Below are 17,125 nucleotides of genomic sequence, written 5' to 3'. Positions count from 1 at the left end.
GGTGGGGGCCCTAGTCCGCCACCGTCGGGCGCAGAACCATGTCTGGGGACCAGGTGAACGTGTAGCGCGGGTCGTCGACCGCCTGGGCAAAGGCCCGTGCGGCGTCCGGGGAACTCGCGATGCGCCAGTCCGTCTCCTTGTCCACCTCGAACCAGATGACGCCGATGATGTCCTTGTACTGGTGCAGTGAGCGGAAGGCCTCCGCGATCCACTCGGCCTTGCGCCCGTCCGCGTCGGAGGCGCCGGTTTCGGTGATGACGAGCGGCTTGCCGGTGAAGGCGCGGACGTCCTTGATGGATGCTGCGAAGATCTTGTTGAAGGATCGGTATTCCGTGGCGAAGACGGTGCTGTAGTAGCCCGAGATTCCCACCCAGTCGACGTATTCGTCGCCGGGGTAGAACGTGGACAGTTCGGGGGTCGAGGTGTCCCACCTGTTGTTCGGGCTCCAGACCCACGTGACGTTGGTGGCTCCAGCGGCTCGGAACAGATCGCGGACATGCCGCCACGCCTTGACGTAGTCGCCTGGTCCGTTGCCGTTGACCGTTTCGCACCACGGGTACCAGTAGCCGTTCATCTCGTGGGCGAACCGGATGGCCACCGGATAGCCGAGTGACTTGATCCCGTCGGCCCAGGATCGCAGGTAGCCGTCGAAGTCCCCGCGCGCTATGTTCGCCAACCGATACCGCGGTTGCTCGATGCGGGCCCGGTCGACCTCGTGCGTCGGGAGTCCTCGCTCGATGGCCGCTTCGCCCGGTCGGTAGTCCCACGGTTCCCAACCGAGCATCGGCAGCATGCCGCGGCTGCTGATCTGGTCGAACAGGGTCCGGTCGAACGTGTCGGCCGCCCAGCCCGCGCTGAAGAGCATGGCCTGCGGCTGGCGCTTCGCCGCTGCGGTGAACATGTTCGTCGCGGTGAAGTCGTGCGGGCCCTTCTCGGTCATGACCCCGATGAACGTCTTTCCCTGCGGTGGGAAGAGTTCTCGGGTCGGCCGGGGCGACCGGCCGGGTCGGTGGCGTGCCTCCGCCCCGGCCACCGCCTGGTCCGGTCCGGCCTCGGCGGCCGGGTCGGAACGGGCGTCCACCCGTGCACCGGAGGTGGTGGCGGACGTCAGGGCGTAGGCCATCAGCAGCACGCCGGCCAGCGCGAGCATGCCGCGCGGAAGCGTCAGCCGCGCCACGGCAAACCCCGATCGGCCGGCATCCGCGACCTCGCCGGAGGCCGCCGGCCACCCGGCACCCTGACCGGAGCGACTCGTGCCGAACGCTTCCGCCCCCGGGCGGCCAGGCCGGACGCGATCGCGATCAGCGGCGGCCCGAGCCCGGTCAGCAGGGTGAGCACCGGCCACACCCGCAGCAGGGTGACGTCGTGATCCAGCACGAAGCTGGCGCCGAGCAGCGCGGCGGCGAACCCCGCCCAGGCGAAGTGCAGCCGGAACGTGGCCAGCGACTCCGTGGTGCGCAGCTTTCCCTTGGCGGTGACGACGAAGGCCAGCTTGCGCCGCAGCAGCGCGCCGACGGCGGCCGCCACGTAGACGGGGCCGGTGAAGAACGCCAGCGCCATGCCGACCAGGCCGATCTCCTCGCGCTCGTGGGCGGCGAGGTTGAATCGGCGCAGCCACAACCACAGCAGGAACCAGGTGCCCATGGTCGAGCCCCACAGCGCCGCCCAGACCGTGACGTCGAGCTGGACCGTGCTGACGCCGGTGAGCAGGTACAGGGCGGTGGCCAGGTTGCCCAACACCAGGCTGACCGCCACGCTCGGGTAGTAGAACTGCAGCAGCCGGTACTGCCAGCGGCGCCGGGTGCTCAGCTCGCGCGGCGCGCGCAGATCGGGCCGCACCAGGATCTCGCAGATCCCGGCGGCCCACCGCTTCTGCTGGTTGAAGTAGTCCGCCCAGGACGTCGGGCCCTCCCCGATGGCCACCACGTCCGGCGTGTAGACGCCCTTCCAGCGGTTGCCCGTCGCCCGGTTGGTCGCGGCGTGCACCCGGATGCTGGTGAGATGATCCTCGATGATCGAGTCCTGGTAGCCGCCGATGGTCCGCCACGCCGCCGGGCGGTAGAGGTGTCCGGTGCCGGTGAGCAGCGGCGCGTCCAGGCCGTTGCCGCCGCGGGCGATGAGTCCGTTGTAGAGGTACTGCTGCACCGACGCGCCGTGGGCCACCCAGTTCTGGTGCATGTTGCCGTACACCTGCGGGGTGACCACGAAGGCGACGTCCGGGTCCCGGAAGTAGCCGAGGGTGCGCTCCAGGAACCCGGGCAGCGGCACGTGGTCCGGGTCGACGTTGGCGACCACGTCGTAGCGGTCCTCGTGCTCGGCCCGCCAGGCGTTGTGGTTGCCGGATTTCGTCCGGGCCCGGAACTCGCCGCTGGGCTGGTTGTACTCGGGGCGGCCGTGCCGGCTGAAGTGCCGCACCCCGAGCCGCGCCGCCATCGCCTTCACCGCCGGGTCGTCGCCCTCGTCGAGGATCCACACGTCGACCTGACCGCAGTACACGATCTCCTTCATCCGCCGCAGCGTGCGCTCCACGACGTCGATCGGTTCCTTGCTCGGCACGATGGTGGTCAGCAGCGCGACCCGCAGGCCGACCGGCGGGTCGACCGGCACCGGATCCTTGGCGTGGTACGCGAAGACCCAGATCACCAGGTTCTGCGCCAGACGGATCAGTTCCACGCCCACGACGACGCAGAAGCCGAGCCGGGCCGCCAGGGTCTGCCAGCTGTCGGCGCCGATGACGCCCGACCCGGGCACGTGCGCCGGCAGCAGCAGCCAGCCGACGAACACCAGCCCGGCCGCGCTGTTGACCAGCACCAGCAGGGTCAGGACCAACCGGGCCGCCGGGGTCAGGACGCGGCGGAACGTCACCGGCGCCGCCGTCCGCCGGGCCGCCGCGAGCGGGCCGGCGATCGCCCCGCAGCCCGCGTATGCCAGTCGCGCCCGCACGTTGCGCCACCCGCGCTCGGGCCGCGGATCGGACGTGACCTGCGGCGAGTCGCGGACCGGGTGACCGCCGCCGGCGGCCCCTTTCCGCGCGGCCCCGGACACGCGTGTATCGCTGGCGACGCCCACGTTTCCCCCATGAAAGTGAAGCTGCCGAGATCGGCTGAACCAATGCTATGCGGACATTCAACTTAAAACGTGCAAAGCTCACGAACCGTCCTCTGGTCACCGCGGACCGGCCACTGTGGACGGGCCCGCTCAACCACCAGCCCGGCCCTCCGGCGCGGGCCGGGCGGCCGCCACCCCGTCAGCGGGCTGCGTCCACACCTCGACGATGCGGACCAGCCAGCCACCGGGGCGCTGCGGCCCGTCGGGCCCCCGCAGGTCCAGCTGCACCGACACGGCGAGCACCGCGATCGCCACCAGCGCCGCCGCGGACCAACCGCCGCGCACCCGGGCGAGGGCGGCGGCCCCGAGGATCGCCCACGCCGGTAGCGTGAACAGCAGGAACTGCGGCTGCCACACGGGTGCCGCCTGCGCCGCGAGCAGCAGCACGACCGGCGGCAACACCGCCCACGCGGTGCAGACGGCGGCGACGCGGCGCAGTGGCAGGCTGAACAGCGCCAGCAGGAACAGCACCGCACCCAGCACCGCGACACCGAACACCTCCCGGGGGGCCGCGGCCAACGCGGCCGGACTCGCCGCCACGCCCCGCGCCGGCCACGTCCCACGTCCCGGGCCGAACAGCACCGCGGCGGCGGCGGGCGACACGCCCACCACCGTCACGAGCAGCCACCAGCCGGCCATCGCCCGCCGGAAGGACAGGACCACCCAGCCGTGCCCGACCACCAGCAGCAGCGCCATCAGGTGGCAGGAGCCGAGGATCAGCACGGCGGCGCCGTACACGGCGAGCGGTCCGGGCGCCGGCCGCTCGATGGCGCGGACCAGACACCAGGTGGTGAAGACCGCGGCGAGCACGGCCAGCGCGTACGGCTGGGCCTGCTGCGCGGACAGCGTCGACGTGGGCAACAGCGCGAAGATCACCCCGGCCAGCAGGCCGACCCGCGGCGCGTACAACCGGGTCGCCAGCGCGCCGACCAGGGCCGCGGCCGCGACGGCGGCCACCGTCGAGGGCACCCGCAGCGCCAGGTCCGACGTGCCGACGATCGCCACCCAGGTACGCAACACCAGGTGGAACAGCGGGGCCTCCTGCTCGGTGACCGTCGCCCCCGGCACGACCGGCCCGCCGGCGCGGAGCAGGCCGAGCCCGCCCATCAGCAGCGCCGGCACCAGCCAGGCGGCGAGGCGCCACCGCGCGGAGTCGACCGCCGGCTCGACGGCCGGGCCGTGGTCCTCTCCCCAGGGGTCCTCGACGCCCATCTCGGCCGGCCCCGTCCGGGGCAGAACCATCGTCTCCGCGTCCGTCATCGTCTCCCACGCATTCCGTTTCGGCGGGTTCGAGGCCACGGCAGAGCCCACCCGCCGCGGGGTACGGCGACCGCGACAACCGCGCGATCAGCACCACCGACGCCGGGCTTCCTGGATCGTTGCGGGATGCCCACACCGGAGCATATGAGCGCCAAACACCCGTGAAGGACTAAATGGTTCATATCGCCCGGGAGGGGTGGCGGTCCCCACACCGGTAGGTTGAGACCCGCTGTCACCGACCTGCGGGGAGGCGCCGTGCGGCCCGACGACGTCATCGCCAGCCTCGGTTGGGATCTGCGGCCGGTGGGCGCGCCACTGGCCGGCGCCGCGTCCGGGGCGGCGGTCTTGCGGGTACGGGCCGACAGCGCGGACGCGGTGCTGAAGCTGACCCGCGCCGGGCGCGGGCAGCCGGACGCCCGACGAGAACTCACCTTCTACCGCACCCTCGCCGGCCAGCTCCCGATCCGCACCCCCCGCCTGCTCCGGCACGCCGACGACGACCGGGTCACTGCGATCCTGCTGTCGGCCCACCCACCCACGCCGCCCGCCCGCGAGTGGGGCCGCTCCGCCTGGCTCGGGCTCGCCGAGGAGTTGGCCGCGCTGCACGCCACTCCGGTGCCCGAGCACCACGCCTGGCTCGACACGCCGTGGCTGCAACGGATCCTCGACCGGCCCCCCGTCGACGCCGCCCGGTCGTACTGGTCCGCCACCGTCACGGCGCGGCAGCTCGGCGCCGTGCTCGACGCGCCGGCGGCCCTTGCGGCGGCGGTGGCCGCAACCGGCGAAGGACTGCTGCACGGCGACTGCCACGTGGGGAACCTGCTGCACGGCGGGGACCGCCTGGTGTGGGCCGACTGGCAGGTGACCGGCGTGGGCAGTCGCGCCGTCGACCTCGCCTTCCTGTGCAGCCGAGCCCACGCCGACGGCGCCGACCTGCCGTACGCGGCGATGCACGACACGTACGCGGCCCGTGGTGGCCTGGACGGCGGCCTGCTGCGCCGGTCCCTGATCGCCGCCGAACTCGGGGTGCTGCTGTTCGGCTGGCCCGGGTACGCGACCCGCCGCGACCCGGCCGCGCGGGACCGGCTCACCCGCCGGCTGATCACGCTGATCGACCACTGGCGGTCCTGGACCCCCTGACCCGTGCCCGGCCTCGATCATCGGACGGCGACCTGGAAACTCTCGTCGCCTGGGGTGTCACATCCGGGGCGGCGGCGGTGCTACCAGGGTATGGAGGACGTACGGTTCCTCGGACAGAGTGGGACCCGACCGCCGGCCGGCGGGCCGGCGGTGCTGTCCTCCGACGGTTCCGGCACGGCCGGCGGGCGAGGCGAGCGGAGGGCCGGCGTGGCCGTGTCGACTCCCGGCCGGCGGGCACCCGTCCGAGCCGACCTCGAACAGGTCTTCCGCACCGCCTACGCCCGGGTCGTCGCGGTGGCCGCCCGGGTCCTCGGCTCGCGCGAGGAGGCCGAGGACGTGGCCCAGGAGGTGTTCCTGACGTTCGGGCGCTCCGGCGTGCCGGCCGGCGAGGCCCCCGCCTGGTTGTCCGTCGCCGCCGCGCACACCGCGCTGAACCACCTCCGCTCGGGTCGCCGGCGGGCCTCCCGCGAGCGGGTCGCCGGCGCCGCCGACCCGGTCAGCCCCGACATCGCCGACGCCGTCGTCACCCTCGACGAGCGCCGCCGGGTGCGGGTCGCGCTGGCCCGCCTCCCCCGCCGGCAGGCGCTCGCCCTCGTCCTGCGGCACAGCGGCCTCAGCTACGCCGAGGTCGCGACCGCCCTCGGTCTCTCCCCCGGCAGCGTCGGCACCGTCGTGCGGCGCGCCGAGTCCGCCCTACACAAGGAGTTGAGCCATCATGCGTCACCCGAGTGACGGCACCCTGCGCCGCCTCGTGGACGAGCCGGCCGGCGTGCCGGACGCCGACCGCGAACACGTCGCGGCCTGCCCCGGCTGCCTGTCCGGGTTGGCCGCCGCCCAGCGGGACGCCACGCTCACCGGCGCCGCGCTGGACGTGGAGCTGACCAGCGATGTCGACGCGGGCTGGCGCCGGCTGGCGAGCACGATCGCCGCCGACGGACGCCGGCGCTCGGCCGCCGCCCACCCCGCCCGCCGGTGGCGTGCCGCGCTGCGCAGCCCGGTGGTCGCGGCCGTCGCCGTCGCCGCCCTGCTGGCGGGGGCGAGCGCCGCGGCCGCCGCCAACTGGCTGGAGATCTTCCGGACCGAGCGGGTCGCCGCGGTCACGCTCAGCCGGGCCGACCTGGTCGCCCTGCCCGACCTGTCCGGCTACGGCACGCTCGCGGTGACCCACCAGCCCAACGTGCGCGAGGTGACCGGCGAGGCCGCCGCGCGGCAGGTCACCGGGCTGCCCGTCCCCCGGGTCGGAAAGCTGCCTCGCGGGGTCACCGGCGCACCGACGTACCAGATCGGCGACCGGGTGGAGGCGGTCTTCACCTTCTCCGCCGAGCAGGCCGCGCGGACCGCCGCGGCGGCCGGCGAGCCGCTGCCACCGCCGCCCGCGGGCCTCGACGGCAGCCGGTTCCGGCTGGTCGCCGGCCCGGGACTCGCCGCGGTCTGGTCGGAGGCCCGGGGCGTGCCCGCCCTGATCGTGGCCCGCGCCGTAGCGCCCACCGCCTACTCCTCCGGCGCGCCGTTCGACACCGCCCGCGACTACCTGCTCTCCCTGCCCGGCCTGCCCGAGGACGTGGCGGCGCAGCTGCGCCACTTCTCCGCCGACGGGACGACGCTGCCGCTGCCGGTGGCGGCGGATCAGCTGACCAGCCGCCCGGTCGACGTCGGCGGGAACCCCGCCACGCTGCTCACCGCGCGCGACGGCACGATGGCGGGCGTGGTCTGGGCGGACGACGGGCAGATCACCGCGGTGGCCGGCTCGATCAGCGCCGACGAGGTGCTCACCGTGGCCCGGGAGCTGCGGTGGAGCAGGTGACCGCCGCCCCGCCGGGCGGACCCGCCGTCGACGCCGCGCGGCGGCTGGTCACCGACCTGCCCCCGGCACCGGCGGTGTGGTGCTCGGGCCTGCGCAAGCGGTACCGGCGGCGCAGCGCCGTCGACGGCGTGTCGTTCACCGTCGACCGTGGCGAGGTGGTGGGCCTGCTAGGACCGAACGGAGCCGGCAAGACCACGGTCATCAAGATGCTGCTCGGTCTCGTTCGGCCCGATGCCGGCGAGGTGCTGCTGCTCGGCCGGCCGGCGCGGGACCCGCAGTCCCGCGCCCGGGTCGGCTATCTGCCGGAACTGTTCCGCTACCAGCCGTGGCTCACCGCCGCCGAGGTGCTGGCCCTGCACGTCCGGCTCGCCGGCATCGCCGTGCCGGTCGCCGAACAGCGCGACTGCCTGGCGCTCGTCGGCCTCGCCGACCGCCGCGGCGACCGGGTGGGCGGCTTCTCCAAGGGGATGCAGCAGCGCCTCGGGCTGGCCGTCGCGCTGGTGGCCCGCCCGGAGCTGGTCGTCCTCGACGAGCCCACCAGCGCCCTGGACCCGCTCGGCCGCGCCGACGTACGGGACCTGCTGCTGTCGCTGCGGTCCCGCCGGGTCGCCGTGCTGCTCAACTCCCACCTGATCGGCGAGGTCGAGCGGGTCTGCGATCGCGTCGTCATCCTCGACAAGGGCCGCGTCGCCGCCGCCGGCACCCTCGCCGAACTGCTCGGCCGGCGGAAACTGCGGCTGCGGCTCGACACGGTGAGCCCGCAGGCGCGGGCCCGGCTGGCCGAGGCGGGCCCGCTCACCCGGGACGGGGACGCGTACACCGTCACGCTGCCCACCGAGCCCGCGCCGGCCACCGTGCCGGACCTGGTGGCCGACCTGGTCGCCCTCGGCGTACGGGTGCACGCCGTCGAGCCCGGCCGGGTCAGCCTGGAGGAACGGCTGCTGGACATCCTGCGCGCCGCGCCGGGCGGTGAGCAGAAGTGACCGCCCGTACGGTGTTCACCGTCGCCGCCCTCACCCTGCGGGAGGCGGCCCGGCGACGGGTGCTGCGCGCCCTCGCCGCGCTGACGCTCACCCTGCTGGCGCTCAGCGCCTGGGGCTTCTCCCGGCTCGGCGCGGAGTTCGGCACCCTCACCAGCGGCGAGTCCCGGCTGGCCGCCTCCCAGGTGCTCAACCTGGTGATGTTCGGCCTGAGCCTGATCGCCGCGCTCGGTACGGCGTTCCTCGCCGCCCCCACCCTGGCCGGCGAGATCGAGTCGGGCACCGCGCTGGCCATGCTGGCGCGCCCGGTACGCCGCTCGGCGGTGCTGCTCGGCAAGTGGCTGGGGTTGGTGGTTTTCGGCGCCGGTTTTGTGGCCGTCGCCGGTTTCACCCAGATCCTCATCGTCCGGGCCACCGTCGGCTACTGGCCGCCGCAGCCCGTGGCCGGGCTGGCGCTGCTCGCCGCGCAGACGACTGTGCTGCTCACCCTGGGCCTGCTGCTGTCCACCGCCGTCTCGCCGATGGCGTCGGGCATCGTCGCAGTCGGCCTGTTCGGCGCGACCTGGATCGCGGGCGTGGTCGGCAGCGTCGGCGCCGCCCTGGACAACGAGGGCGTGACGCAGGTCGGCACGGTGTCCCGGATGCTGCTGCCCACCGACGGGCTGTGGCGCGGGGCGATGCACGCCTTCCAGGACCCGGGGGTGCTGGGCCAGTTCGGCCAGGCGGTCAACGCCTCGCCGTTCCTGAGCGTCGCCCCGCTGACCGCCGGCTACCTCGGCTGGGTCGGGCTGTGGGTGGCCCTCGTGCTCGGCCTCGCGGCGGTGGCCTTCCGGCGCCGCGACGTGTAGGCCCCGGGTGGGCGGCGAGGTTGTCAGCGGACGCCTCGGCATACATACTTGTGGATGTTCCTGAGCCGGACACGATCGGGCATCCGGGCAGCCCCGGTCACCACCCCCGCCCATCCGCGTCTGTCGGAGGAACCACCCCCATGAGAGTCAGGCTCAGACTGCTCGGCGCCGCCCTGCTGGCGGCCACCCTGGCCGCGCTCGCGGCGCTCACCCTGCCCACCCCGGCGTCGGCCGCCGCGCTGACCGAGGTCACCGGCTTCGGCACCAACCCGAGCAACCTGCGGATGTACCTGTACGTGCCGGACCGGGTCGCGCCCCGGCCCGGGCTCCTGGTGGCCGTGCACTACTGCACCGGCACCGGGCCGGCGATGTACTCCGGCACCCAGTTCGCGGCCCTCGCCGACCGGTACGGCTACATCGTCGTCTACCCGTCGGTGACCCGCAGCAGCCAGTGCTTCGACGTCTCCTCCCCGCAGGCGCTGCGCCGCGACGGCGGCAGCGACCCGGTCGGGATCATGTCGATGGTCAACTACGTACGGCAGCGCTACGCCGTCGACCCCGACCGGATCTTCGCCACCGGCACGTCGTCCGGAGCGATGATGACCAACGTCCTGCTCGGGCTCTACCCCGACGTGTTCAAGGCCGGCGCGGCCTTCGCCGGCGTGCCGTTCGGCTGCTTCGCCACCACCAACGGCTCCGAGTGGAACAGCGAGTGCGCCAACGGGCAGATCGTCCGCACCCCGCAGCAGTGGGGCGACCTGGTGCGCAACGCGTACCCCGGCTGGACCGGGCCGCGTCCCCGGATGCAGCTCTGGCACGGCACCAACGACGAGACGCTGCGCTACCAGAACTTCACCGAGGAGATCAAGCAGTGGACGAACCTGCACGGTCTCAGCCAGACCCCGACCTACACCGACAACCCGCAACCCAACTACACCCGCACCCGCTACGGCGGTAGCGGCGGCCAGGCGCCGGTCGAGGCGATCAGCATGCAGGGCGTGACGCACAACCTGCCGGTCGACGCCGCCCAGGCGATCCGCTTCTTCGGCCTGGACACCACCACCCCACCGACCAGCCCGCCGCCCACCACCCCGCCGCCCACCACCCCGCCCCCGACCACCCCGCCGCCCACCACTCCGCCGCCGTCGGCCGGCGCCTGCCGGGTGGCGTACGAGGTGAACGCCTGGAACACCGGCCTGACCGCCTCGCTGACCATCACCAACACCGGTAGCGCGACGGTCAACGGCTGGAACCTGGGCTTCACCCTGCCGGCGGGGCAGGCCATCACCAACGGCTGGAACGCCACGTACGCCCCGACCAGCGGCGCGGTCACCGCCCGCAACGTCTCCTACAACGCCGTCCTGGCACCCGGTGCGTCGGTGTCCATCGGCTTCCAGGCCACCCACACCGGCGGCACCGGCAAACCGGCCGCCTTCACCCTCAACGGCGCCGCCTGCACGACCGGCTGACCCCCGGCACCGCGCCGGGACGGGCGAGCACCCGCCACCCGTGCACCGCCGGTCCGTCGCCGCGACGGGCCGGCGGTGCACGGCCGCTCAGACCGGTCGCGCCGCCGGGTCGGGCTCCTCCGCCGCGTCCGCGCGCCGCGCCCGGACGTCGTCGAGGTGCGCGGCGAGTTCGTCGGTGAGCAGCAGGTCCCGGCGGATCTCGTCGTGCGGGTACGCGGCCCGGCCCACCATGTGCGCCGCGACCGGGGCGGTGGCGAGCTGGAACGCCCCCACCAGGACCAGTGTGGTGATGTCCACCCCGGTACGCAGGCGCAGCGCGCAGCCGAGCAGGACCAGCAGCAGGCCGAGGACCTGCGGCTTGGCCGCCGCGTGCAGCCGGGACAGCAGGTCCGGGAAACGGACCAGGGCGACCCCGGCGGCGAGGCTGAGCAGGGCGCCGGCGACGAGACAGCCGGCGGCGACGACGTCGAGGAGAGCGTCGAGCGTCATTTCGAGTTTCTCCGCGCCGCGAACCGCGCCACGCTGACCGACCCGACGAACCCGAGCACGGCGAGGACCACCAGCACCGGCAGCGCCGTGGCGTCCCGGGTGTAGGCCGCCTCGGTGGCGATGGCCGCGACGACGACGGCAAGCAGGACGTCGGTGGCGACCGCCCGGTCGAGGATCGACGGCCCACGGATGATGCGGGTGAGGGTGAGCGCGCCGGCCACGGCGAGCAGCGCGGCGACGAGCACGGCGACGACGGTCATCTCGATGCCCCTTCCAGGTCGACCGGCTCCACGGGGCCGGTGGGAGCGGGTTCGTCGAGGCGGCGCAGTTCCTCGGCCGACCCGATGGCGGCGATGATGCGCGCCTCCAGGTCGAGCACGCCGCCGCGGAACCGCTCCACCTCCTCCAGCGTGCGGAGCCCGAGGACGTGCACGTAGAGGGTGCCGGTCCCGCGGTCGGCCTCGAGGATGAGACTCCCGGGCACCAGCGACAACGCCTCGGCGGTGAGGGTGAGGTTGAGGTCGCTGTTCACCCGCAGCGGCACGGCGATGATCGCCCCGCGCGGGGGGTCCCCGAATCGCACCGCCAGCCAGGCGATCTGCACCGAGGCGACCACGAGGTCGCGCAGGAAGCGGAGCACGAACCGGAGCAGCCCGACCGGCCGGATCCGCCCGGCGAACGTCACCGGCGGCAGCGGGAACACCACCAGCAGCACGGCCGCGATCACCAGTCCCGTGATCACGTTCGCCCAGGAGAGCGTCCCCCACAGCAGCACCCACATGGTGGCCAGGCCGGTCACCGCCACCACCCGGTTGCGCCACCGGGCGCGACGGTCCAGCGGCGGGTTCGCCGGCCCGGTCGTCATCGACTCATCGGTCACGGGGCACCGTCCGGGAACACGGCCTCGACGTACGGGGCGCGGCGCAGCAGGTGGTCGGCGGCGTCGGTGCTGATGTCGAAGAGCGGCCCGGCCACCACCGTCAACGCCAGGCCGAGCGCCACCAGCGCGGCGGTGGAGCCGATCATCAGCCGGGGCAGCGCCGCCCCGGCCGGCTCCGAATCCTCGTGCGGCTGCTCGGCGCCGTCGGTGCGGGCCGCCCGGGCCGGGTCATCCGCCTCCGGCATCTCCGGATGCGGGGCCCGCCAGAACGCAAGGTTCCACACCCGGGCGATGGCGTACAGGGTGAGCAGGCTGGTGAGCAGGCCGCCGGCCACCAGCCCCCAGGCCAGGACCCCGCCGTCGGCCACCCCGGCCTGCACCAGGCCGAGCTTGCCGAGGAACCCGGAGAACGGTGGGATGCCGGCCAGGTTGAGCGCGGGCACGAAGAACAGCACCGCCAGCAGCGGTGACAGCCGGGCGAGCCCGCCGAGCCGGTCCAGCGCCGTGCTGCCGCCCCGCCGTTCGATCAGGCCGGCGGCGAGGAAGAGGGTGGTCTGGATGGTGATGTGGTGCACCACGTAGAAGATCGCGGCGGACAACCCCAGCGTGGTGGTCAACCCGACCCCGAACAGCATGTACCCGATGTGGCTGACCAGCGTGAACGACAACAGCCGCTTGATGTCCGACTGGGCCACCGCGCCGAGGATGCCGACCACCATGGTCAGCGCCGCGACCACCAGCAGCAGGTCGGCGGTGCGACCGCCGGGGAACAGCAGCGTCTCGGTGCGGATGATCGCGTACACGCCGACCTTGGTGAGCAGGCCCGCGAAGACCGCGGTGACCGGGGCGGGCGCGGTCGGGTAGCTGTCCGGCAGCCAGGCCGACAGCGGGAACACCGCGGCCTTGATGCCGAAGGCCAACAGCAGCATGCCCTGCAGGACCAGCCGCAGGTCATCCGGGAGGGCGTCCAGCCGGTCCACCAGCTGCGCCAGGTTGAGCGTCCCGGTCGAGGCGTACACCAGGCCGATCGCGACCAGGAAGAGCACCGACGACAGCAGGCTGACCACGACGTACGTGGTGCCGGCCCGGATCCGCGTCTCCGTGCTGCCCAGTGTCAGCAGGACGTAGCTCGCCACCAGCAGGATCTCGAAGCCGACGTAGAGGTTGAACAGGTCGCCGGAGAGGAACGCGTTGCACACCCCGGCGGTCAGCACCAGGTACGTCGGGTGGTACACCGACAGCGGCGTCTCCTCGTTCCCGTCGGCCATGCCCTGCCCGATGGAGTACACCAGCACGCACAGGGTCACCGCGGCGGACACCACGAGCATCAGCGCGGCGAGCTGGTCGGCCACCAGCACGATGCCCATCGGCGCGGCCCAGCCACCGACCTCGACGACCAGCGGGCCGCCCAGCGACGAGCGGACCAGCAGCAGTGCCGCGACCGCGACGGTGGCGGTCAGCACGGTGATGCTGACCCACCGCTGGGCGCGCGGCCGGCCGACCAGCAGCAGGGTCAGGGCGGCGCCGATCAGCGGCATCACCACCGGCAGCGGAACGAGCCAGGTCATGTCGCACTCCCCCGGGCACCGGTCACGGGCATCGGCTCGGTGGGATCGGCCGCCAGCTCGCGGACGGTGTCCGCGTCGGCGGTGCCGGGCCCTTCGTCCCGGTCCGCCAACTCCATGATCCGGCGGTCCTCGACGTCGTCCTGCACCTCGTCGTGCCCGTTGAGGTGCCAGCTGCGGTATGCCAGGGCGAGCAGGAACGCGGTCATCCCCAGGGTGATGACGATGGCGGTCAGCACCATCGCCTGCGGCAGCGGGTCCGCCATGTCCGCCTCGTCCGTCGTGCCGACGATCGGCGGGCCGCCGGCCCGGCCGCCGGTCAGCAGCAGCAGATTGGCACCGTTGCCGAGCAGGATGACTCCCATCAGCACCCGGGTCAGGCTGCGTTCCAGCAGCAACGTGATCCCGGCGGCGAACAGCACACCGACCACCAGGACGTAGATCAGGTTGGGGTTCACACCAGCTCCTTCGTCCGGGCCTCGGCCGGTTCGGCCTCCCGCTGGTCGACCTCCTGCTGGCGGTCCATCTCCGCGCCGAGGCTGCGCAGGATGTCCAGCACCAGGCCGACCACGATGAGGAAGACCCCGACGTCGAAGAAGACCGACGTGACGAAGTGGACGTCTCCCAGCACCGGCAGGTGGAAGTCGAGCAGCGCGCTCTGCAGGAAGTCGCCGCCCAGCAGCATCGCGGCGACCCCCGTGCCGAGCGCGACGAACAGGCCGGCTCCGAGCACCTTCCCGGCGTCCACCGGCGCCGCCCCGTTGAGCTCGGTACGCCCGCCCGCCAGGTAACGAACGGCCAGGCCGAGGCCGGCGACCAGGCCCGCGGCGAACCCGCCGCCGGGCGCGTTGTGGCCGGAGAAGAGCAGGTAGATCGAGAAGAGCACGATCGCGTGGAACAGCAGCCGGGTGACGACCTGGAGGATGACCGACTGCTGCCGGGTGGTGGCGCCGGTGGTGAGCCACCGCGACCGCACCGAGTCGCTACGGCCGACCCCCGGTATGCCGCTGCGCAGGTCCAGGGCGCGGGACCGGCGGAAGATCAGGCTGGCCACGCCCGTGGCGGCCGCCACCAGCACTGCGATCTCGCCCATGGTGTCCCAGGCCCGGATGTCCACCAGGGTCACGTTGACCACGTTCTTGCCGCCGCCGTACGACACGGCCTCGCCGGGGAAGCCGACCGAGATCGGGGTGGCCACCCGGGCGCCCGCCGCCACGTACGCCATGCCGGCGGTGACCAGGCCGACGGCGACGCCGAGCGCGACGCGCACCCGCCGGCTGGTGCGGATCGGCCGGGCGGAGAACTTCGCCGGCAGCCGGCGCAGCACCAGCACGAACATGACGATCGTGACGGTCTCCACCAGGAACTGGGTCAGCGCCAGGTCCGGGGCGCCGTGCAGGATGAACAGCAGCGCGGTGCCGTAACCAGAGACGCCCACCAGGATCATCGCGGTCAGCCGCCGCCGGGCCCGCGCCGCCGACACCGCCGACACCACCACCACGGCGCCGGCGACGGCCTGCAACGGGCTGTCCCACAGCTTGAACCGCTGCGGCCACGGCAGGCCGGCCAGCAGCGCACCGCCGGGCAGCACGACCAGCACCAGCAGGATGACGCCCAGATAGAACGGCAGCGAACCACGCTGGGTGGCGCCGGTCAGCTCCACCGCCGCCCGGTCGACGCCCCTGACCACCCAGTCGTAGGCGGTCGCGCCGTCGAACGGCAGCCGGGCCAGCCGGGGCCGGCGGCGGTGCAGCAGCAGGAACACCCCGACACCGGCGGCGACGGCCAGCGCCGACAGGCCCAGCGCCGGGGTCAGCCCGTGCCACAGCGCGAGGTGATAGCCGGGGTCGGCGTCCGGGAACAGATCCGCGTACGGGGCGAGCACCCGGTCCACCGCCGGCGCGAGCACGCCGACCGCGAGACCGGCGACGCCCAGCACCGCCGCCGGTGCGACGAACGGCCACTCCACCCGCCCCGGCCGGGTGACCGGCAGGTCCGGCTTGGCGGCGAACGCACCCCACAGGAAACGCATCGTGTACGCCACGGTCAGCGCCGAACCGATCACCAGCCCGGCCAGCACCAGCAGCTCCGCCGTGCCGCCGTGCAGGAACGCCTCCAGCGCCGCCTCCTTGGCGACGAACCCGGCCAGCGGCGGCAGCCCGGCCATCGACGCCGCCGCCAGGCCGGCCACCACCGCCAGCACCGGCGCCCGCCGGCCCAGCCCACTGAGCTCACGCAGGTCGCGGGTGCCGGCGACGTGGTCGACCACCCCGACGATCAGGAACAGCGTCGCCTTGAACAAGGCGTGCGCCAGCAGCATCGCCGCACCCGCCAGCGCGGTGCCCCGGGTGCCCGCGCCCAGGATCACCATCAGCAGGCCCAACTGGCTGACCGTGCCGTAGGCCAGCAGCAGCTTCAGGTCGACCTGCCGCAGCGCCGCCCAGCCGCCGAGGAACATGGTGACCAGGCCACCGACGAGCAGGACCGGCCGCCACGGCGTCGCCTCGCTCACCGCCGGCCCCATCAACGCGACCAGGAACACCCCGGCCTTCACCATGGCCGCCGCGTGCAGGTAGGCGCTGACCGGCGTGGGCGCGGCCATCGCGCGCGGCAACCAGAAGCTGAACGGGAAGATCGCCGACTTGCTCAGCACCCCCAGCAGGACGAGCACCAGGGCCACCGCGAGGTACGTCCCGTCCGGCAGGTCACCGGCGATCTCCGACCACCGGTACGTACCGGCGTGCTGGCCGAGCATGACGAACCCGGCGAGCATCGCCAGACCGCCCAGCGTGGTCAGCAGCAACGCCTGCATCGCGGCCCGCCGGCTCGCCCGCTGGGTCGGGTCGCTGCCGATGAGCAGGTACGAGAAAACGGTCGTCAGTTCCCAGAACACGTAGAGCAGCAGCAGGTCGTCGGAGACCACCAGGCCCAGCATCGCCCCGGCGAACGCCACGAAGACCGCCGCGAACCGGCCCAGGCCGGGATCGTCCGAGTGGAAGTACCGTGCGCTGTAGGCGAGCACGAGCGCGCCGACGCCACCGACGAGCAGCACCATCAACCAGGACAGCGTGCCCATCCGCAGCGCGAAGTCCAGGCCGAGCTGCGGCACCCAGCTGACCGTCTCGACCACCGGCGTGCCCGAGCGGACCGTTTCCGTGTGGGTCAGCGCCCAACCCATCGCCGCGGCGGGCACGAACGCCAACAGGTAGAGAGCCCGACGGCCCCAGATGCGTACCAGCACTGGGGCGATCACGGCTGCGAGCGCATGGACCGCCACCAGCACCAGCACACAACCTCCCAATGATCGAATCCCCGGTGAGTCAACCCTAACCGGCGATCAGGCCGACAGCACATGTCGTGATCGAGATCAATCGATCCGTCCCGGCCGTCCGGCTTCCCCACCGCCGACGGGCCATCGACGAAGTGCCCATTCCCGGCGCCCTCGCCGCCGGGCACCGTCGCGCCCGAACCGCCCGCCCCGCCGCACCCGCCAACCTGGTCGGCGTGGCCGTCCGGCCCCGCCCCGCCCGACCGGCGGCGCTCGGCCCCGCGGGTCGGCAGGTGACACTCCGCCGGCCCGCA

The 17,125-nt window shown here is 73.6% G+C and carries 15 protein-coding genes; 6 read left to right on the top strand and 9 right to left on the bottom strand.

Annotated features, from left to right (window positions below; all coding sequences use genetic code 11):
* Positions 1-10: 10 nt before the first annotated feature.
* From AB0H57_RS13425 to AB0H57_RS13415, 3 genes are all read right to left on the bottom strand, one after another.
* Complete coding sequence (locus AB0H57_RS13425; protein ID WP_357505945.1) at positions 11-1,177, bottom strand: glycosyl hydrolase; 1,167 nt, start codon at positions 1,175-1,177, stop codon at positions 11-13.
* On the bottom strand, positions 1,165-2,943 hold the full coding sequence (locus tag AB0H57_RS13420; RefSeq protein ID WP_357505943.1) for a glycosyltransferase family 2 protein: 1,779 nt from the start codon (positions 2,941-2,943) through the stop codon (positions 1,165-1,167). The genes AB0H57_RS13425 and AB0H57_RS13420 overlap by 13 nt, the downstream gene beginning before the upstream one ends.
* Before the next feature lie 255 nt (positions 2,944-3,198).
* Positions 3,199-4,368, bottom strand: a complete 1,170-nt coding sequence (locus AB0H57_RS13415) for a glycosyltransferase family 39 protein (RefSeq protein WP_357505941.1) — start codon at positions 4,366-4,368, stop codon at positions 3,199-3,201.
* Between the two features lie 255 nt (positions 4,369-4,623).
* Between AB0H57_RS13415 and AB0H57_RS13410 the strand changes: the two genes are divergently transcribed.
* The 6 genes from AB0H57_RS13410 to AB0H57_RS13385 all read left to right on the top strand — a co-directional run bounded on the left by AB0H57_RS13410 (position 4,624) and on the right by AB0H57_RS13385 (position 10,609).
* On the top strand, positions 4,624-5,508 hold the full coding sequence (locus AB0H57_RS13410) for an aminoglycoside phosphotransferase family protein (RefSeq protein ID WP_357505939.1): 885 nt from the start codon (positions 4,624-4,626) through the stop codon (positions 5,506-5,508).
* A gap of 207 nt (positions 5,509-5,715) precedes the next feature.
* Entirely contained in the window at positions 5,716-6,240 is a 525-nt protein-coding gene (locus AB0H57_RS13405; protein WP_357505937.1) for a sigma-70 family RNA polymerase sigma factor, read from the top strand.
* Complete coding sequence (locus AB0H57_RS13400) at positions 6,224-7,312, top strand: hypothetical protein (protein ID WP_357505935.1); 1,089 nt, start codon at positions 6,224-6,226, stop codon at positions 7,310-7,312. Before AB0H57_RS13405 ends, AB0H57_RS13400 begins: the two co-directional genes overlap by 17 nt.
* Positions 7,300-8,295, top strand: a complete 996-nt coding sequence (locus AB0H57_RS13395; protein ID WP_357505933.1) for an ABC transporter ATP-binding protein — start codon at positions 7,300-7,302, stop codon at positions 8,293-8,295. The genes AB0H57_RS13400 and AB0H57_RS13395 overlap by 13 nt, the downstream gene beginning before the upstream one ends.
* Complete coding sequence (locus AB0H57_RS13390) at positions 8,292-9,140, top strand: ABC transporter permease (RefSeq protein WP_357505931.1); 849 nt, start codon at positions 8,292-8,294, stop codon at positions 9,138-9,140. The genes AB0H57_RS13395 and AB0H57_RS13390 overlap by 4 nt, the downstream gene beginning before the upstream one ends.
* A gap of 140 nt (positions 9,141-9,280) precedes the next feature.
* Positions 9,281-10,609 carry a PHB depolymerase family esterase gene (locus AB0H57_RS13385; protein WP_357505929.1) on the top strand — a complete coding sequence of 443 codons (1,329 nt, stop codon included), beginning with the start codon at positions 9,281-9,283 and terminating at the stop codon, positions 10,607-10,609.
* Positions 10,610-10,696: 87 nt separating this feature from the next.
* Here the strand turns inward: AB0H57_RS13385 and mnhG are convergent, their stop codons facing one another.
* From mnhG to AB0H57_RS13355, 6 genes are read right to left on the bottom strand one after another with little or no spacing between them, the layout of a single operon-like run.
* Complete coding sequence (mnhG, locus tag AB0H57_RS13380) at positions 10,697-11,098, bottom strand: monovalent cation/H(+) antiporter subunit G (protein WP_357505927.1); 402 nt, start codon at positions 11,096-11,098, stop codon at positions 10,697-10,699.
* The gene (locus tag AB0H57_RS13375; protein ID WP_357505925.1) at positions 11,095-11,358 is read right to left on the bottom strand and encodes a monovalent cation/H+ antiporter complex subunit F; all 264 of its coding nucleotides are present in this window, start codon (positions 11,356-11,358) and stop codon (positions 11,095-11,097) included. The genes mnhG and AB0H57_RS13375 overlap by 4 nt, the downstream gene beginning before the upstream one ends.
* Entirely contained in the window at positions 11,355-11,978 is a 624-nt protein-coding gene (locus AB0H57_RS13370) for a Na+/H+ antiporter subunit E (RefSeq protein WP_357505923.1), read from the bottom strand. Before AB0H57_RS13370 ends, AB0H57_RS13375 begins: the two co-directional genes overlap by 4 nt.
* Complete coding sequence (locus tag AB0H57_RS13365) at positions 11,975-13,546, bottom strand: Na+/H+ antiporter subunit D (protein WP_357505921.1); 1,572 nt, start codon at positions 13,544-13,546, stop codon at positions 11,975-11,977. The genes AB0H57_RS13370 and AB0H57_RS13365 overlap by 4 nt, the downstream gene beginning before the upstream one ends.
* Positions 13,543-14,001, bottom strand: coding sequence for a Na(+)/H(+) antiporter subunit C (locus AB0H57_RS13360; protein ID WP_357505919.1), 459 nt, complete (start codon positions 13,999-14,001; stop codon positions 13,543-13,545). Before AB0H57_RS13360 ends, AB0H57_RS13365 begins: the two co-directional genes overlap by 4 nt.
* Positions 13,998-16,832, bottom strand: coding sequence for a Na+/H+ antiporter subunit A (locus AB0H57_RS13355; protein WP_357505917.1), 2,835 nt, complete (start codon positions 16,830-16,832; stop codon positions 13,998-14,000). Before AB0H57_RS13355 ends, AB0H57_RS13360 begins: the two co-directional genes overlap by 4 nt.
* Positions 16,833-17,125: the final 293 nt, after the last annotated feature.

It is taken from the genome of Micromonospora sp. NPDC050686 (assembly GCF_040654475.1).
Classification (GTDB): Bacteria; Actinomycetota; Actinomycetes; order Mycobacteriales; family Micromonosporaceae; genus Micromonospora.
Note: the sequence above shows the minus strand (reverse complement) of the source record. Positions and strands in the feature narration are given on the sequence as shown.

What these genes read in the sequence shown, in the direction of transcription:
- AB0H57_RS13365 (WP_357505921.1), bottom strand. Translation starts at nt 13,546, where the DNA reads ATGACCTGGCTCGTTCCGCTGCCGGTGGTGATGCCGCTGATCGGCGCC.
- AB0H57_RS13400 (WP_357505935.1), top strand. Translation starts at nt 6,224, where the DNA reads ATGCGTCACCCGAGTGACGGCACCCTGCGCCGCCTCGTGGACGAGCCG.
- mnhG (WP_357505927.1), bottom strand. Translation starts at nt 11,098, where the DNA reads ATGACGCTCGACGCTCTCCTCGACGTCGTCGCCGCCGGCTGTCTCGTC.
- AB0H57_RS13385 (WP_357505929.1), top strand. Translation starts at nt 9,281, where the DNA reads ATGAGAGTCAGGCTCAGACTGCTCGGCGCCGCCCTGCTGGCGGCCACC.
- AB0H57_RS13375 (WP_357505925.1), bottom strand. Translation starts at nt 11,358, where the DNA reads ATGACCGTCGTCGCCGTGCTCGTCGCCGCGCTGCTCGCCGTGGCCGGC.
- AB0H57_RS13415 (WP_357505941.1), bottom strand. Translation starts at nt 4,368, where the DNA reads ATGACGGACGCGGAGACGATGGTTCTGCCCCGGACGGGGCCGGCCGAG.